The following is a 16345-nucleotide window of genomic DNA, read 5'->3' as shown; positions in this document are numbered from 1 at the left end:
CATATTGAATCCAATTTTTTGTTTTATCATCTATATTTTCAAGTTCCCACAATGCAGGAAACCCTGACCCGTAGGTGAAGCTAACCATTTTACCTACCAGTGAATCTTTCTCCCAATGCGTAGCTTTCACTACATTAAGCATTAGTTTAGACTTAAAATCTGGAGCTCTTAATCCCCATTGTGGGTCTAGAAATTTAAAAAATCTACTCACCAAAGGCACGAGTACATTTAATTTAATACCAGAATAAAATGGAACCACGGGATGTAAAGAAACCGCGTTGCTTATAATTAATTTCACTTCCGGAATAAGCCCTAAAATGGAGGAAATCATAAAACTGGTACTGCCTTGACAATGAATTATTGCCATTATTTCTTTAGCTCCTGTTCGTTCGATCACCTTTCTTACCGCTGCAGGATGATCATATTGAGCCACCTGATCCAAATTCCATTCATTGGGCTCAAATTGAATACTCCCTCTCCAATTTTCTAACCATACATCATATCCGGCTGCTTCAAGGGCATATATGATATTATTTTTGGATGGTGGGTTGAATATATTACTACTCACCCCGGCACCATGCACCAAAAGCACCGGACCTTTAGAGGCATTGGAAGACTTAAGATGCTTCAAGTCACATTGGAAGCCATCCAAAGATTCAAATGTTATGGTCTCAAAATAATGGCTCATTTATATAATTTTATCTTCATAAATTTATCAAAATAAAATTAACATCAAATGACTTATCTTAAAAAATACAACTAAAAATACTTAATAATATGCTATTTATACAGTAATTTATGGAGATGGGCAAATAAAGGAAGAAAGTAAAAAAAACTCAGTTTAACCCTATTAATATAAAAATATTGATAGACTAAGGAGTTTATGCATTTCAAAAAAATACCGTAATTTCCCTTTATTTTTGTCTGGTAATATTGACTAAATTTAAGCGCTCAATCCCCAAGTAAAACCCCCTTAAATATACCCGAAATAGTAAAACTATCAAGTCATGTTTTGGTAATAAAGCATACCTGGATTACAGTTTGAATTTAAACCCAAAACCTGCCAGAATTATTTTAATACGTCCTAAAATCAAATATGCCGAACACAAACTAAGATGGATCAACATCCACTAAAAATCTAACCGACCGAAAACGCTTGTCTCCCTGCAATGCTGAAATCTTGTGGGACATTTCATGCTTAAAATGTTCTTGGGCTTGTGAACTTCTTTCAAGTTTAATCCATATTTCAAAATGGAATAAATTTTTTATTTTACCAATCAGTGCTTTTTCAGGACCTAATATGATCTTCCTTCCATCAATATCAGAGAGTAAATTTTTCAATTGCGATGCAGCTGTTTCCGTAATTTTAAAATCCTTATGTTTGACAACAATTTTAATATTTTTGACAAAAGGAGGATAAAAAAATTGCCGTCTATCCCCCATTTCCTGTCGGTAAAATTCAGTATACTTACCCTCAATTATCTCCTTGAAAATCAGTTGATAAGGCCTTCTTGTTTGAACAATTACATTACCTGTTTTATTTCTCCTTCCGGCTCTTCCTGCCACTTGGGTAATTTGTTGGAAAGCCCTTTCTCCGGACCTGAAATCAGGGTAAAACAATATCCGATCCGCATCAACAATCCCTACCAAAGAAACCCTGTCAAAATCAAGTCCCTTGGTAATCATTTGAGTCCCTACCAATATGTCAACATTGCCGGATCCAAATTCCTCTAAAATCTTTTGATAACCGTACTTACTACGTGTGGTATCCAAGTCCATTCTTAGTATTCTCGCTTCCGGAAACAATAGAGAAAGGTTCTCCTCTATCCTTTCGGTACCGGAACCAACTGTAGTAATTTTCTCACTTCCACAAGCCTGACATTTATTGGGAACCCTTTCTTTAAATCCACAATAATGACACCTCAATTCATTCTGGTATTGATGATAAGTTAAACTCACATCGCAATGTTCACACTCAGGGATCCAACCACATTCTTCACAAGAAATATAGGGCGCATATCCTCTCCTGTTTTGAAAAATAAGGACTTGTTCCTGATTGTTGAGCGCCTCTTGAATTTTCTCTCTCATCAGTCTGGTAAAATCCAGTTTAAGCAAGTTCTTTTTTTTGTCTTTCAGTATGTCTGCCAGATGAAAATGAGGTAATTCTGCCCCTCCATAGCGTTTGTCCATTTTTACATATCCGTATTTACCATTCTGGGCATTGTAAAAACTTTCAAATGCCGGGGTGGCAGTACCCAAAACAGTTTTTGCCTGATGCAGCCATGCTAACATAATGGCAGCATCCCGGGCATGAAATCGAGGTGCAGGTTCAAATTGTTTGTAGGAAGGCTCATGTTCCTCGTCTACTATAACCAGCCCTAAACTGTCGAAAGGTAAAAATAAAGAAGACCTTACACCAATAATAAAATTATACTTTCCGGATAACACCCCTTGCCAAACATCTACCCTTTCATTGTCTGAATACCTGGAATGAAAAATCCCCATTTTATCTCCAAACACCTTTTGAAGCCTTGAAACCAAATGCGTAGTCAAAGCAATCTCAGGCAATAACAGCAGTACCTGGGAACCGCTATCTAAAACATCATTGATTAACCTTATGTATATTTCTGTTTTCCCTGAGCCCGTAATTCCATGGAGAAGTACCGTAGATTTGTTGCCAAATTCATGCTGGATGGATTCATAGGCCTCCATTTGATCTTGTGAAAGCTCAATAGGTCGCTCATCAATTTTTATGGGATCAAAACGGCTTATTTTCACTTTAAAACTTTCAAAGACCTTATTTTTCACAAGGGTTTCAATAGATGAAGGAGAACAACCTGCATCTGTCAAAACTTTCTTTGACAATCCTTTTTCATTAAGTTCCTGGTTATTGAATACCGGTACTTGCTGTAGGTATTTGAGCAAGACATTTTCTTGCTTTTCTTTGCCTTTAATTTTTTCAAACAGCCCATTTAACTTATTGCTCTCCAATAAGTATTCAGGAGAAAAGCGCACCCTTGTTTCTGTTTTAGGGCTGTATTTTTCCTTAACCGATTCGTAAACAAGAATGGCTTTTTTTGCCAAGAGACTTTTTATAATTTTATGCAGGTCCTTGGCCACCACCAATGGCTCAAGCTGATCTACATTCATCTCCTGATTTTTCTCCAACACTTCTAATATGGCCAACTCCCTATCATCCATCGGGAAGTTCGGGTTCTCTAGATCAAAGTCAGGATGAATTTGTACCTTACTTTCTGTAGAAAGTTTCAAGCCACTGGGCAAAGCTGCATTCATAACTTCGCCGATATGGCAGCAATAATAGCCCGCTATCCAGCCCCAGAATTTTATCTGTAAGGCATTGACTATGGGGTAATCATCCAGTAAGTCCAAGACGGGCTTGGCCTTATAGGCCTCAGGAGCTTTTTGGTGAACTTTAGCCACAATCCCCGTCAGGATTCTTTTTTTTCCAAATTGAACCATTACCCTATATCCAATTCCTATCTCATCCTGAATTTCCGGACTTACACTATAAGTAAATGCACGGGGTATAGGCACAGGCAGGATAATGTCTGCATACAAGTTTTTACTTGTTGAAGGGTAACTATGTCCAAAGAGATCTTCCACTATTCATCTTATTGTTTAGTCTTGGGCAATTTTGGCAGTTGCTGAATGGCAGCTTCTATGGTGTCAACAGGTTGCTTGCAAGTTTTATCAAAGCAAACATAAAAAGTAGATTTCTCCCCCATTTTATCCGCCAATATTGGAAGCACAATGTTTGCGTTGGTATCTGCAGCAACAATTGTATTGGGCCGGTAGGTTTTCTGGAGTGTTAAGCCAAGCTCGCTAGCCTCTTTTCCTGCAATTACCATTTCAGCAGTAGGTACCGATTGCTCTAAATAAAAGTTTGCCCAATTGGCTAGAAAATCCGGTTCTTTCATTAATATTTCACTAACCAACTGCAACATGCTCTTTGCTTGTGCAAGATAAGTATCCTTGTACAAATATAGCCCCAGTTGATGAAGATTTCTTGCCATTATTGAGTTGGAAGAAGGGATAACGTTGTCAAAAATCTCCTTCTTATTGGCGATCAACTTTTCAGTTTTAAGGTCATTAAAATAAAACATCCCATCTTCCTCATCGTAAAAATTTTCCATGACCTTCTGAGTTAGCCATTCCGCTCTGTTTAGCCAAAGTGGATCAAAAGAAATTTTATAAAGGGAAATAAAGCATTGGATTACTGCTCCATAGTCTTCCAAAAATGCAGGCGTGTAGGCTTCATTGTCTTTGTAATTTCTATACAGCACATTTTCAATGACCATGTGGTTCCAAATGAAATTCCCACTCGCTAAAGCAGTATTTCTAATTTCTTCCTCACCAATTGCCAGATAGGCATGACATAATCCATCAATTATCCATCCATTCCAACCACTGATGATTTTATCATCCAATCCCGGCTTGGTCCTAAGCGTCCTTTTTGATAATAATCTTTGTTTTACTTCTGTCAATTTGTATTGAAAAGCATCAAGAGTAAATCCAAAATTCTCAGCAACTTCTGTATAGGATTTGGTCTGAAAAAGTAGGTTTACATTGGGCTCCCAATTCCCTTGCTTTTTAATTCCATACAATTGGCAAAACCAATCCAAATCCCCCCCTAGCTCATCTTCCAACTCAGAATATGTCCAAGTATAAAATTTCCCTTCCTCTCCCTCACTATCTGCATCCATTGCAGCGTAAAAACCCATTTCAGGGCTACACATTTCATTAAGTAGCCAGCTTATTGTTTCAATAACTTTTTCTTTAAAAAGGGCATTAGAACTGTATTGGTAAGCTTTACTATAGAGACTCAGCAACTGACCATTGTCATATAACATTTTTTCAAAATGAGGCACAAACCACTTACCATCAACACTATACCTGCAAAAACCACCACTCAAGTGATCATAAATACTTCCCATACCCATTTTTTCCAAGGTAAAACAAACCTTTTCACCCAAGTCTTTTTGCTCCAAATTGTAGGCATTGGAAATTTCGGCACTCTTTTCATTCCTCCCCATTCCGGGTCAAATCCCTTCGCCAGTTTTCTAGCCAGCTCCCTAGCATTCTCCGGTAAAAAACCAGTATTTCTTTTTTTTAAACCATATTTGTCTATTATAGACCGTTCGATACTTTGGCCAAAGCCTTCTGCACTTTTTACCAGTTCCTTGTATTCTTGAGAAAAAGCTCGGGCAACTCCTGAAAGCACTTTTATCCATTGATCTTTTGTGAAATAAGTCCCTCCATAGAAAGGTTTCTGATTGGGAAGCAAAAACACATTAAGTGGCCAGCCCCCCTGTAAGCCCATTACCTGTACTGCTTCTATATAAATATTATCCAGGTCAGGCCTTTCTTCCCTATCAATTTTTATGCATATAAATTGGGCATTCATCAGCTTGGCTACTTCCAGGTCTTCAAAGCTTTCCCTTTCCATAACATGGCACCAATGACAAGCTGAATACCCAATACTAACCAGTATAGGTTTGTTCTCAAGCTTCGCTTTATCGAGTGCCTCTTTTGACCAAGGGTACCATTCTACCGGATTATGGGCATGCTGTTGTAAGTATATACTTTTACTATTTATCAGTTGATTGGCGTTCATACTTCCGGTAATAAAATACTATTAAAACAACTTCAGCTGTTCCTCAATGGATTGTTTCTCATGGGAAAAATCGAGATTTTCAGGCATCAAAGAAATCAATTCTTTTAGTTTTAGAAGAAATTTTTGATGGGCTTGAGACTGAGGATTGAATGGTCGATGTTTAAGGTTACGTTTTATTTGATCAACATGTTGAATCAAGTCTTTGGTTTCCTCATTGAAAAAAGCAGTTTGAAATTGCTCCCATATATACTCCTCAGCCATGAAACTGGGATGAATCATATCGTCCTTATAAAAGCGGTAATCTCGGAGGTCATCCATCATTATTTCATAGGCCGGAAAATAATAAATCTCAGGATAGGCTGCTACCAATTGGTGGCAAAGTACATTGAGCAAGCTCTTACTTAGCTGATTTTGACTAATTCCATCTTTGATATGGCGCACCGGACTCACTGTTAAAACCACTTGAATACCCGGGTTAATTAACAAAATATTTTGATAAAAAGCATTAAAGCCTTCCATCATTTCATCCAAGCCTAAAAGGCTTTTTGAAAAATACTTTTGTGGCTGTTTGTGGCAATTGGCTACTATACTACCATTTTCCAGTAAGCGATAAACGAAGGCCGTCCCTAGCGTTATAAATAAATGAGTAGCAGATTCTAACTGTTCACTTACCTTAATACGGGTTCCTCCAATTTTCATTTCAAGCGCTTCAACGGAAGTACCACTAAAAGAGGAATGAAGCTGGTAATGAAAAAAATGATCATGTCTATTTAAATACAAGTCAGGGTCCAAAGGCTTACCCGTAATTGACTTTATTAAAAGATTAAAAATAGATACGGGGTTGAATGTTGTCCCATAGGGGTTCACTAAGGCATTGAATTTACAATCAAGTAACCTTTCTCCTATCACTTCTGAAAAGCAAGATCCTATGGTAATTATATTTGATGAATGGTGAATTCCTTTGTCACACTGCTTAAAGCGGAAAGTAGTTCTAAAACTTTTCATTGGTTGAATCAATTAAATAAAATGACCCTAGATTGAGGCCTGAATTAAAGATCAAATTAATGAAAATATGAGGGAATGGAAACCTAAGTTGAAAAGGAATCTATATTTATATTATCTACAACCATACACTCTATTAAATATGGATAAGAAATATTTTTTGAGTAAAATTTCAATATTTAATAATTATTGATAATATTGTTGAAAAATTTACTATAACCTTTAACAAATAATAAAATGGATTCAGCACTTTTAGAAAAATCTGTAGAGCACACCATCGAAAAACTTAACAAATTAAAAATCAATGAAGAATTGGCTGCTGAGTTGAAGTGGTGTTTAGGCAGTTATCGGTTTGACCATAATCCTGATGGTCTAAAAATGAAATCAATGCTTGCATTGGAACTTTTGAAAGAGGCTAAAAGTAAGAGCATCCGATCTGTTTCCAAAAAGTTAATAGCCGACTTAGAGAAAGCCATTGTAAACTAAAAAAGCCAGGACAAACCTGGCTTTTTTAATTCAATATTTTAGTTGTAACTATTCAGCTACGACCACAAACTTCACATTGGTTTTGACTTCTCTGTGAAGATCAATTTCAGCTTCGTATTCACCTGAAGTAGTAACCGGCTGGTTGATAGATATTTTCTTACGGTCAATATCAATATTTTTCTCTGCCAAAGCATCAGAGAGTTGCAAAGTTGTCACTTTTCCGAAAATCTTTCCGGAATCGCCTATTTTTGCTTTAATTTCTAACGTGATGCTTTCTAACTTAGCCGCTACAGCTTCAGCTTCTGATTTAATTTTTTCTGCTTTATGAGCTGCTTGCTTAATATTTTCTTGCAAAATCTTCTTGTTTGAAGAGGTAGCAAGTAAAGCAAAGCCCTGAGGTATTAGGTAATTTCTTCCATAACCTGGTTTTACATCTACCAAGTCATTTTTATACCCTAGTCCTTTTATATCTGTTTTTAAGATAACTTCCATTGTTAAAATATTTTATTAGGTGAAGGATTACAGACAAACTATTTCAAGCCGTCTGCTACGTAAGGCAATAATGCCAAATGTCTGGCTTTCTTAATGGCCTGAGCAACCTTTCTCTGAAATTTTGCAGAGTTACCTGTCAATCTTCTAGGAAGAATTTTACCTTGTTCGTTCACAAATTTAAGCAAGAAGTTAGGATCTTTATAATCGATATACTTGATACCTAATTTTCTAAACCTACAGTATTTTTTTCTGTTTTGCTCTCTGTTGATTGGTTCGTTTTTTAATGTCATTTTGCTGGCTCCTCCTTAGCTTCAGATTTTTTATTGAATTCACCTTTTCTTCTTCTTTCTGCGTATTTCAAACCATGTTTGTCCATAACAGTCGTAAGAAACCTCAATACGGTCTCATCTCTTCTGAAATTTATCTCATACTTCTGAATTGCAGATGGATCAGCTTTGTACTCAACCAATACATAAAATCCGGTAGTTTTCTTTTGGATAGGATAAGCCAATTTTTTTAGGCCCCAGTTCTCAACATTTACTACCTCTGCTCCCAATTCCTTTAACAAGCCTACATACTTGTCTACGGTATCCTTCATCTGAACTTCAGACAAAACGGGAGTAAGGATGAATACCGTTTCATAATTTTTTTGGAACATTCTTTTTAACTTTTGTTTAATAATTTAAAACAGTTTGCAAAATTAAGCTAAATGCCCAAATAATCAAAAAAATACGCTTTTATTTTATTTCAAAACTACTTTCACCTATTTCCCAACCATCGGAAAAAATTTTGACCACATAGTTTCCCTTGACATAATCGGACCCTTTCTCATAAAAATAAGTCAATTGCTGTTGGGTATTATTAAAAACAAAATCTTGCTTCAAAGTATAAAAATGCTCTTTACCATTTAACTCAAAGGTACCCGAACCCTTGGCTATGTCAAATATCACTTGCCCATTGGGAGACAAAACCTGAATGAAAACATCTCTCATACCGGTTTCAGCCACTTTATTGTCTGAAATATTAAAAGAAACCTTCAATTTTGAAAGTTGTCTGTTCCTAAATTCTCCTTCCCTCTCTCTACCCCTGGAATTTACAGCAGCCACAACAATGTTTTCGGCTTTCAGTTGAGAAGCAAGATTCACTTTCTTTTCAAGATCATCTGTCTTCTTGTTTATTTTGGCCATTTCCTCCTCAATCTCAAACTTGTCTGATTTTAACTCTTTATTCTCAGAAAAAAGCTGCACATTTTGGGCTTTCAATCGAACAATATCTGCATCCTTTTCTTCCAATAAGGTTAAATAACTATCGATTTGAGCATTCAACCTGGCAATATCATTGGCGGACCTGTTTTTATCTAGCTTTCGCTCTCTTTCCAACTGCTGTTTGACCTTCACCAGGGCTTCAACATCCCCATTAAGGCTGATAATTTCGTTAATTCTAACATCCAATTCTCTTGTAACAGAATCAAGTCTGGTATTCAACTGATTGTTTTCTTCAGTCAAATGAGTTACCTCTTCATTGATTCTAGATTTTTCACGGTGATCATTTAAAAGTCTCCACCCACTAAGAATTACTAAAATTACCAAAACGATAATTAGAATATTTTTTCCTTTGTCTACATTTATACTGCTTTTATTATTATTCTCTCCTTCACTCATACAAATAAAAACACTTTACAATTGCATACTTCATTTTTACCGCGACATTTACTTACGTTCATATATCTTACTAAGCCTATCAATTATCAGACCAATATTTTTTTCGCTTTCTGCTTTAAATATTCCTCATAAATCAACATCAGCCTCTTTTTATCCTTACGATTAACCAGCAATTTACATGGCATATCAAGGAATCAAGCTAAATGACCAAATTATAATGTTTTTACAAAGTATGCAACCCAATAGCATGGTAAAAAAAGCTGGCATTTTTTTACCATGCCTAAAGGTTCATAGATTACTAAAGTTGATTTCCACTGCTACATTAAAACAATAATACCAACTAGCAACCAAGGACTTTAAAATCATCCAGATTTGACTAAAATTGAAAAAAGGATGAATTAGGCATAGAAAACCAAGTCAAGTTTTACCTATACCTAATTTAAATATTTAGGATATAGTCATTTCTAACTCCATGCTTACCAAAAAATAATACACCACAGTCAAAAAAATCAATGCTTTCGGTTACAGATGGGTAATTTTTTAATTCTTGCCAGGCTTTTTTCATCTGCTTCGACCAGTGGATGTCTGCAATTACCAAAATACTTTCCGCATGTAATTTCGGTACTATTTGTTTAAAATAATCTATTGTGGGAACATACCTATGGTTGGCATCTATCAAAACAAAATCTACGCTATTCAAGGCCAATAAGGACATCCTAAGGGTCTCATTTAGATTCCCTGTCACCAAGTTTATATGGGATTCTTGGGACAGGTGCTCACGCGCCAACCCCATCAGTATGGGATCCCCTTCATAGCTATACAGTTCCCCTTTGCAAACAGCTGCGAGGTAAGCCGTATTGATCCCCAAAGATGTTCCAAGTTCCAAAACAGTATTGGCCGGACTAAGTTTACAAAGAAACTGATACAAAAGTGAAAATTTCAGAGGGCTACTCACATGTTTTGCAATAACAGCCACTTTTTGCTTTTGCCCCTTACTCCACCTGGATCCTGCACCATAATCGGTTCGAAGAATTTCTTGATTAGAGGAAAGAAATTTCTTTCTTAGTCTTTCAATTTTCGGGTTACCGTTTTTATTTTCTTTCAGGTAAGATTTTAAATCTTTATACAAATTAAAATAATAAGGTGAATGTAAGCTGTGTTGATCTTCTTTGTGCAAAAAATAAAGAAAATACTCCCGAATGTGGAAAAGCATTATTGAAAGATCAATTGTTGAAAATATTGGCGATAAGTTGGAATTCCGGAATGGTTACAGTTAGCATTTTACCATCGTTTAATTTTTCAACATAAAAATTACCTTTCATTTTTCCCATTCCTGATTTGATTGTACATCCAGATAAATAGGTATGCGTATTTCCGGGTTCCAATACAGGCTGCTGACCAACCACACCTTCTCCTTCCACAAGCTTAAGACTTTCTGCAGCATCATGAATTTCCCACCTTCTTCGAAGCAATTGTACCGTAAAAGGATTGCAATTTTGAATGGTCACTTTATAGGTGAACACAAAATGATGCATATTAGGGTTCGAAAACTCTTTCTGGTAGCTTGCTTCCACACTTATTTTTATCCCTTCTGTTATTGCAGTTGCCATTTAGTTTTTTTAATACAAAACTTATCCGAAATTTGAATCCTTAATTCAAATATACCAATAGAAAACCTATTTATGAACGTCAAAATAGAAAATAGTTGGAAACAATTAATGGGGGATGAGTTTTCAAAGCCTTACTTTGAATCATTGGTGAATTTTGTTAAAACAGAATATGAAACCAAAACGATCTATCCCATGGGTGATTCCATCTTTAAAGCTTTTGACTTGTGTCCGGTAGAAAAAGTCAAAGTAGTTATTCTAGGGCAAGATCCTTATCACGGTCCCGGACAGGCGCATGGTTTGGCATTTTCTGTGAAGGAGGGAATTCCCTTTCCTCCATCACTGTTGAATATTTTTAAGGAGCTAAAGAGTGATCTCAATCTACCTTTTCCTTCCAATGGGAATCTGGAAAGATGGGCTAAACAAGGGGTCTTATTGCTGAATGCTACACTTACAGTGGAAGCACACAAGGCGGGGAGCCATCAGAAAAAAGGCTGGGAAACCTTTACTACTGCGGTGATTGAAAATTTGGCTGCACATAAATCCAACCTAGTGTTTTTGCTTTGGGGGGCTTATGCCCAAAAGAAGGCAGTAGTCATACCCGCTGATAAACACTTCAAATTACAATCTCCGCATCCAAGTCCATTATCTGCTCATAGGGGATTTTTAGGTTGCAAACATTTTAGCCAAACCAATGCTTACTTGACTAAAAATGGAGTAGCCCCTATTCAATGGTAACCCATACTTTTGATAATAATGATTAAAACAAATCAGAAAATATGCTTTAATTAACTAAAAACCAGCTATTTACCTCCTATTTACAATTTCACCATAGCAATGCTATGCTATAATCCCTATACAGCTAATTTTCTTGTGATTGCAACCCTCCCCTTAAGAAAGTTCAGCAGATATCATTAACACTATGGCTTAATCCGGGTTTAAAAGACGCTAAACACAAAATCCCCAGACCATTGTATCGTCCGGGGATTTGTTTGTTGTGAACTAGCAATTTATTTTAGAATTGAACTTTTAAATTGCTACACCAAGATATATTATCAATTAATGGGTTTAAAAAATCTGTCCCATCTGATTTTGTTAAACATGGTTTTGTGTTTTTCTAAAGACAACCAGAGGAACCAGGCCTTTCCTACTACGTGATCTTCAGGCACAAATCCCCAAAACCTTGAATCTAGGGAATCGTGTCTGTTATCTCCCATCATGAAATAATAATTTTGATTAAAGGTATAGGTCTGTTGTTCCACCCCATCGATAAACAATTTATTGTCTTCTACAGTAACATTTTCATGCCCTTCAAACTTCTCAATGGTAAAAGAGTATTTCCTAACATTCTCTTCATCAAGGGTGATGGTTTGCCCTTTTGCCGGTACTTCTAGGGGACCAAAATTATCCTTATTCCATTTAAAGTAGGCTCCATCGGGGAATATATTGGCATCCCCTTGCCCCGGTTTACTGATCCTTTTTTGAATGGAAGATATGGCCGGAGATTGTTCAAGCTCCTTGATCATTGCATCTGTAGCAAAGACAAAATAGCCAGAATTATCAGAAAATGGATAGTAGCTATCAGGGTTAATGCCATACCTGTCAAAAAACTCCGCATTCAAAGGTCTATTGACAATGACATCATATGAAAACTGCATTTCTTCCGGGTTTTCACTGGCCTTTCCATTGACATACAATTGCGCTTCCTTTATTTCCAGGACATCTCCCGGAATAGCCACAGCCCGCTTGATATAATTGGTCTTCAAATCCACGGGGTATTGAAATTCCTCCGGAAAGTTAAATACCACCACATCATTTCTTTTGATGGAAGTAAAGCCGGGTAACCTGTAATAGGGCAATTGAATGGCTTCAGAATAAGACTTAAGCTCTGTACCCCAAATTTTTTGGTGGGTCAGCGGAACTTGAAGAATGGTTTTCGGTACCCTGGTACCATAGTGCATTTTACTTACAAATAGAAAATCCCCCACCAACAGAGATTTTTCCATTGAAGCTGTGGGGATGGTAAAAGGTTCCAATAGCAACCACCTGATTAAACTTGCTGCAATAATGGCAAAAAGCAATGCATCAATCCATTCTCTGGAAGCTGATTTTTTGTTTTTTTCTTGACTCATTTTTTATTAATTAAAAATCCAAAAAATCATTCATTGATAAAACACCTTTATTACCGGGTAGCCATTCTGCCACCAATACAGCCCCCAACGCGAAACCTTTTCTATTGTGTGCGGTATGGTTTATGGTAATATCATCAATTTCGGACGTATAGGATACAATATGTGTTCCCGGGGCCGGGTCAATTCTTTTAGAAGTAATGGGCAGCACTCCTTCATCAGTTTGGCCATCACCTTCTTTTAATTTCCACTTGGAATATCTTTTGTTATTATTGATCAATCCTTCAGCCAAGGTTATGGCAGTACCGCTTGGCGCATCTTTCTTTTCTGTATGATGGATTTCTTCCAGGTCGGCTTGATATGCTGTCTGATCATTCATCAATTTGGCAAGGAAGGCATTGACCTTAAAAAAGATATTTACACCTATGCTGAAATTTGAAGCATAGAAGAGAGCGCCGTTCTTTTGGGCACATAGCTCAGTCATCGCCTCTTTCTCATCCATCCATCCTGTTGTTCCCACCACCACCGGCACATGGTGTTGCATGCACCAGGTAATATTACCTACTGCAGAACTTGGTTGGCTAAATTCGATGGCAACATCTATTTCATCTGTATTCAAATGATCCAGATCTGCCACATTTTCAATATTAATTTTGGCCACAATACGATGGCCTCTTTCCTCAGCCATTTGGGAGATAATTTTCCCCATTTTTCCGTAGCCTAATATCAGAATATTCATATTAAAATTTTATTTTTAATGAAAGCCCAATGGCATTATTATTGGCCAACATGGGCTCCATACTTGGTTCAAGATTGAAGGTAAGGTCATCACTAACATCGAATCCCGAGAGATGGGCATCTACAAAAGCATCTACAGCCCCTAAAGCATATATGGCTCCAAAAACCATGTACATGGCATCTCTGTTTCTCCTCCAGTAATTGACATTTCTTATAATTCCATCTTCATTTAAATTGGGAAAAGGGTTGGTTTCTGTACCCTCCCTTACTATCTCCAAGGCAGCAATAAATTCTTTGTACCTTCTATTGTTAAAGTTCAAAAAATAAATTGCCGTAGAAACGCCACTGTAAAGTAAAGGTAATTTCCAGACTTTTTCATTATAAACCTGACCTGCTCCAGGGAAAATTAAAGACAAATAGATCGCTTTTTTAGGATCTTTAACATTTTTAGGCGCTTCAATACCTATAGAGTCGGTCAGGGATGTATTGCTATCTATTTCTTGAGCATTTACAGAATGAACCAGAAAAAGACACAAAAATCCTAAAACAATATGCAATTGGTTTGTTTTAGGATTAATTTTATTTGCCATAATGAAAAATCGGCATTTCACTTAGATCAATTCTAAAATTTCCAAGATCCTGTTAAGGTCACTGGTAGAGTGAAAGGGAATCTTAATTTCACCCTTGTCTTTTTTGTCGGACTTCAAAGAAACCTTGGTACCAAAATGTGAAGCCAATTTCTGCTGAAGCTTATTGATCTCATATTTTTTTACAGGATCTAAAGCTTCTTTCTCTTTATCTGCTTTTTTAGGGGATCCATCATTCAATTCCTTAACCAAGGCTTCCACCTTCCTTACACTCAACTCTTCTTCCACCGTCTTTTTAAAGATGGCAAGTTGTTTGTCTACATCCTCAATATTAATCAATGCCCTCGCATGACCCATACTGATTTTTTGATCCCTAATACCGGCTTGAATATCCGGTGGCAATTTCAATAAACGAAGGTAATTGTTTACGGTAGTCCGATTCTTACCTACCCTATCCCCAAGTTGTTCTTGTTTAAGTTCACATTCTGCCAATAGTCTCTGGTAGGAATGCGCAATTTCCAAGGCATTAAGATTTTCCCTTTGAATGTTTTCAATTAGGGCCATTTCCAGCATTTGCTGGTCATTGGCTGTCCGAACGTAGGCAGGGATCTGTTTGAGTCCGGCGAGTTTGGAAGCTTGAAACCTTCTTTCCCCTGAAATCAACTGATATTCATTATCAGCAAGTCTTCTTACAGTAATGGGCTGAATAATCCCTTGTACTTTTATAGAGTCCGACAGCTCTTCTAAGGCCGTCTTATCAAAATGGGTTCTAGGTTGGTAGGGGTTTACCTGAACTTCTTCTAAAGGCACTTCAAAAATTCCTGCTACAGGGTTTTGTTTTTCACTATTGTCGCCACTTTTCTCCTTTCCGGGAGAATCTTTCAACAAGGCACCCAAACCTTTACCCAAGGCACCTCTTTTTTTAACATTTGATTTATTAACAGCCATTGTTATTATTTATTCAATTTTCTTTCGCCATACCATTTTTAATGGCAATTTCATTGGCCAAATTTAAGTAGGCAACAGCTCCTTTCCCTGTGGCATCAAAAGCCACTACCGGCATACCAAAGCTAGGTGACTCACTTAATTTAACATTCCTAGGAATAATGGTATCGAAAGTCATGTCTTTAAAATGCATGCGTACTTCTTCCACAACTTGGTTGGATAGTCTTAGTCTAACGTCATACATTGTCAATAGTATACCTTCAATCTCAAGTTCTTGATTTAACCTGGTTTGAATAATTTTGATTGTATTCAATAATTTACCCAAACCCTCCAATGCAAAGTATTCACATTGAACAGGTATTACTACAGAATTTGAAGCGGTCAATGCATTGATTGTGATTAGCCCTAGAGAGGGTGAACAATCGATGATGATGAAATCATATCGATCCCTTACTTCCTGAATCACACTCCGCATCTTCTCCTCCCTGTCCTCCAGGTTTACCATTTCCACTTCCGCTCCTACCAGGTCTATATGTGAAGGCACCAAATCCAAATGATCGATTTCAGTAGATATAATGATTTCGTTGATATCACTTTCATTGACCATACATTCATAAATGCTTGTTTCTATTTCCTTAGGATCAAAGCCTAGCCCAGACGTGGTATTGGCCTGGGGATCTGCATCGATCACCAAGGTTTTGTACTCTAACACAGCCAAACTGGCTGCAAGATTCATGGCAGTAGTGGTTTTTCCTACGCCTCCTTTTTGGTTGGCTATTGCGATTACTTTTCCCATTGTCTTTTATAGCGAAATACTTTCTCCTATGTTTAGCAAAATCAATTCTTTCCCACTTTTTTCTGCCTCTCTTTTTACTTTAATTTTATCTATTCTAATTGGTTCAAATGTATCATAGTGCATGCCAATAATTTTATCGGTCCCAACAAATTCAGCAGCCTTTAATGCATCGGTAATACCCATGGTAAAGTTATCCCCAATTGGTAAAATTGCAAAATCAATGTCAAATGATTCTCCAATTAATTTCATGTCATAACTCAAAGCGGT

17 protein-coding genes and 1 pseudogene are annotated in these 16345 nt (G+C 36.9%); 2 read left to right on the top strand and 16 right to left on the bottom strand.

What is annotated here, in order from left to right:
• From AAC037_RS05110 to AAC037_RS05095, 4 genes are all read right to left on the bottom strand, one after another.
• Positions 1-688, bottom strand: a 688-nt coding sequence (locus tag AAC037_RS05110) for an alpha/beta fold hydrolase (RefSeq protein ID WP_339901966.1), incomplete at its 3' end; no start/stop codon positions are given.
• Between the two features lie 422 nt (positions 689-1110).
• A complete protein-coding gene (gene priA / locus AAC037_RS05105; RefSeq protein WP_339901965.1) occupies positions 1111-3624 on the bottom strand; it encodes a primosomal protein N' in 2514 nt (837 codons plus the stop codon).
• A gap of 1306 nt (positions 3625-4930) precedes the next feature.
• Positions 4931-5635 carry a thioredoxin domain-containing protein gene (locus AAC037_RS05100; protein ID WP_339901964.1) on the bottom strand — a complete coding sequence of 235 codons (705 nt, stop codon included), beginning with the start codon at positions 5633-5635 and terminating at the stop codon, positions 4931-4933.
• Positions 5636-5656: 21 nt separating this feature from the next.
• Positions 5657-6640, bottom strand: a complete 984-nt coding sequence (locus AAC037_RS05095) for a GSCFA domain-containing protein (RefSeq protein WP_339901963.1) — start codon at positions 6638-6640, stop codon at positions 5657-5659.
• A gap of 234 nt (positions 6641-6874) precedes the next feature.
• Here AAC037_RS05095 and AAC037_RS05090 point away from each other — a divergent pair, with 234 nt between their 5' ends.
• Positions 6875-7123, top strand: a complete 249-nt coding sequence (locus AAC037_RS05090; RefSeq protein ID WP_339901962.1) for a hypothetical protein — start codon at positions 6875-6877, stop codon at positions 7121-7123.
• 48 nt (positions 7124-7171) lie between these two features.
• On the opposite strand, the gene rplI is transcribed toward AAC037_RS05090, so the two are convergent.
• The 6 genes from rplI to apaG form a co-directional block, all read right to left on the bottom strand.
• Positions 7172-7615 (bottom strand): 50S ribosomal protein L9, encoded by a 444-nt coding sequence (gene rplI / locus AAC037_RS05085; protein ID WP_339901961.1) that lies wholly within the window; start codon positions 7613-7615, stop codon positions 7172-7174.
• Positions 7616-7653: 38 nt separating this feature from the next.
• A complete protein-coding gene (rpsR, locus tag AAC037_RS05080) occupies positions 7654-7905 on the bottom strand; it encodes a 30S ribosomal protein S18 (protein ID WP_014022376.1) in 252 nt (83 codons plus the stop codon).
• Positions 7902-8273, bottom strand: coding sequence for a 30S ribosomal protein S6 (gene rpsF / locus AAC037_RS05075; RefSeq protein ID WP_339901960.1), 372 nt, complete (start codon positions 8271-8273; stop codon positions 7902-7904). Before rpsF ends, rpsR begins: the two co-directional genes overlap by 4 nt.
• 79 nt (positions 8274-8352) lie before the next feature.
• Positions 8353-9276, bottom strand: coding sequence for a hypothetical protein (locus tag AAC037_RS05070; protein WP_339901959.1), 924 nt, complete (start codon positions 9274-9276; stop codon positions 8353-8355).
• Positions 9277-9715: 439 nt separating this feature from the next.
• Positions 9716-10405, bottom strand: coding sequence for a class I SAM-dependent methyltransferase (locus tag AAC037_RS05065; RefSeq protein ID WP_339901958.1), 690 nt, complete (start codon positions 10403-10405; stop codon positions 9716-9718).
• A 94-nt stretch (positions 10406-10499) separates the two neighbouring features.
• Positions 10500-10886, bottom strand: a complete 387-nt coding sequence (gene apaG / locus AAC037_RS05060) for a Co2+/Mg2+ efflux protein ApaG (RefSeq protein ID WP_339901957.1) — start codon at positions 10884-10886, stop codon at positions 10500-10502.
• Positions 10887-10958: 72 nt separating this feature from the next.
• Here apaG and ung point away from each other — a divergent pair, with 72 nt between their 5' ends.
• Positions 10959-11621, top strand: coding sequence for a uracil-DNA glycosylase (gene ung, locus AAC037_RS05055; RefSeq protein ID WP_339901956.1), 663 nt, complete (start codon positions 10959-10961; stop codon positions 11619-11621).
• Between the two features lie 317 nt (positions 11622-11938).
• Here the strand turns inward: ung and lepB are convergent, their stop codons facing one another.
• The 6 genes and pseudogenes from lepB to AAC037_RS05025 form a co-directional block, all read right to left on the bottom strand.
• Positions 11939-13015, bottom strand: coding sequence for a signal peptidase I (lepB, locus tag AAC037_RS05050; RefSeq protein WP_339901955.1), 1077 nt, complete (start codon positions 13013-13015; stop codon positions 11939-11941).
• A gap of 10 nt (positions 13016-13025) precedes the next feature.
• Entirely contained in the window at positions 13026-13751 is a 726-nt protein-coding gene (dapB, locus tag AAC037_RS05045) for a 4-hydroxy-tetrahydrodipicolinate reductase (RefSeq protein WP_339901954.1), read from the bottom strand.
• 1 nt (position 13752) lies between these two features.
• A complete protein-coding gene (locus AAC037_RS05040) occupies positions 13753-14340 on the bottom strand; it encodes a DUF5683 domain-containing protein (protein WP_339901953.1) in 588 nt (195 codons plus the stop codon).
• Positions 14341-14361: 21 nt separating this feature from the next.
• Complete coding sequence (locus AAC037_RS05035; RefSeq protein WP_339901952.1) at positions 14362-15285, bottom strand: ParB/RepB/Spo0J family partition protein; 924 nt, start codon at positions 15283-15285, stop codon at positions 14362-14364.
• Between the two features lie 13 nt (positions 15286-15298).
• Positions 15299-16078 (bottom strand): AAA family ATPase, encoded by a 780-nt coding sequence (locus tag AAC037_RS05030; RefSeq protein ID WP_339901951.1) that lies wholly within the window; start codon positions 16076-16078, stop codon positions 15299-15301.
• Between the two features lie 6 nt (positions 16079-16084).
• Positions 16085-16345: pseudogene (locus AAC037_RS05025) on the bottom strand (hydrolase); the annotation flags it as partial.

The organism is uncultured Cyclobacterium sp. (genome assembly GCF_963976465.1).
GTDB lineage: Bacteria > Bacteroidota > Bacteroidia > Cytophagales > Cyclobacteriaceae > Cyclobacterium.
Note: the sequence above shows the minus strand (reverse complement) of the source record. Positions and strands in the feature narration are given on the sequence as shown.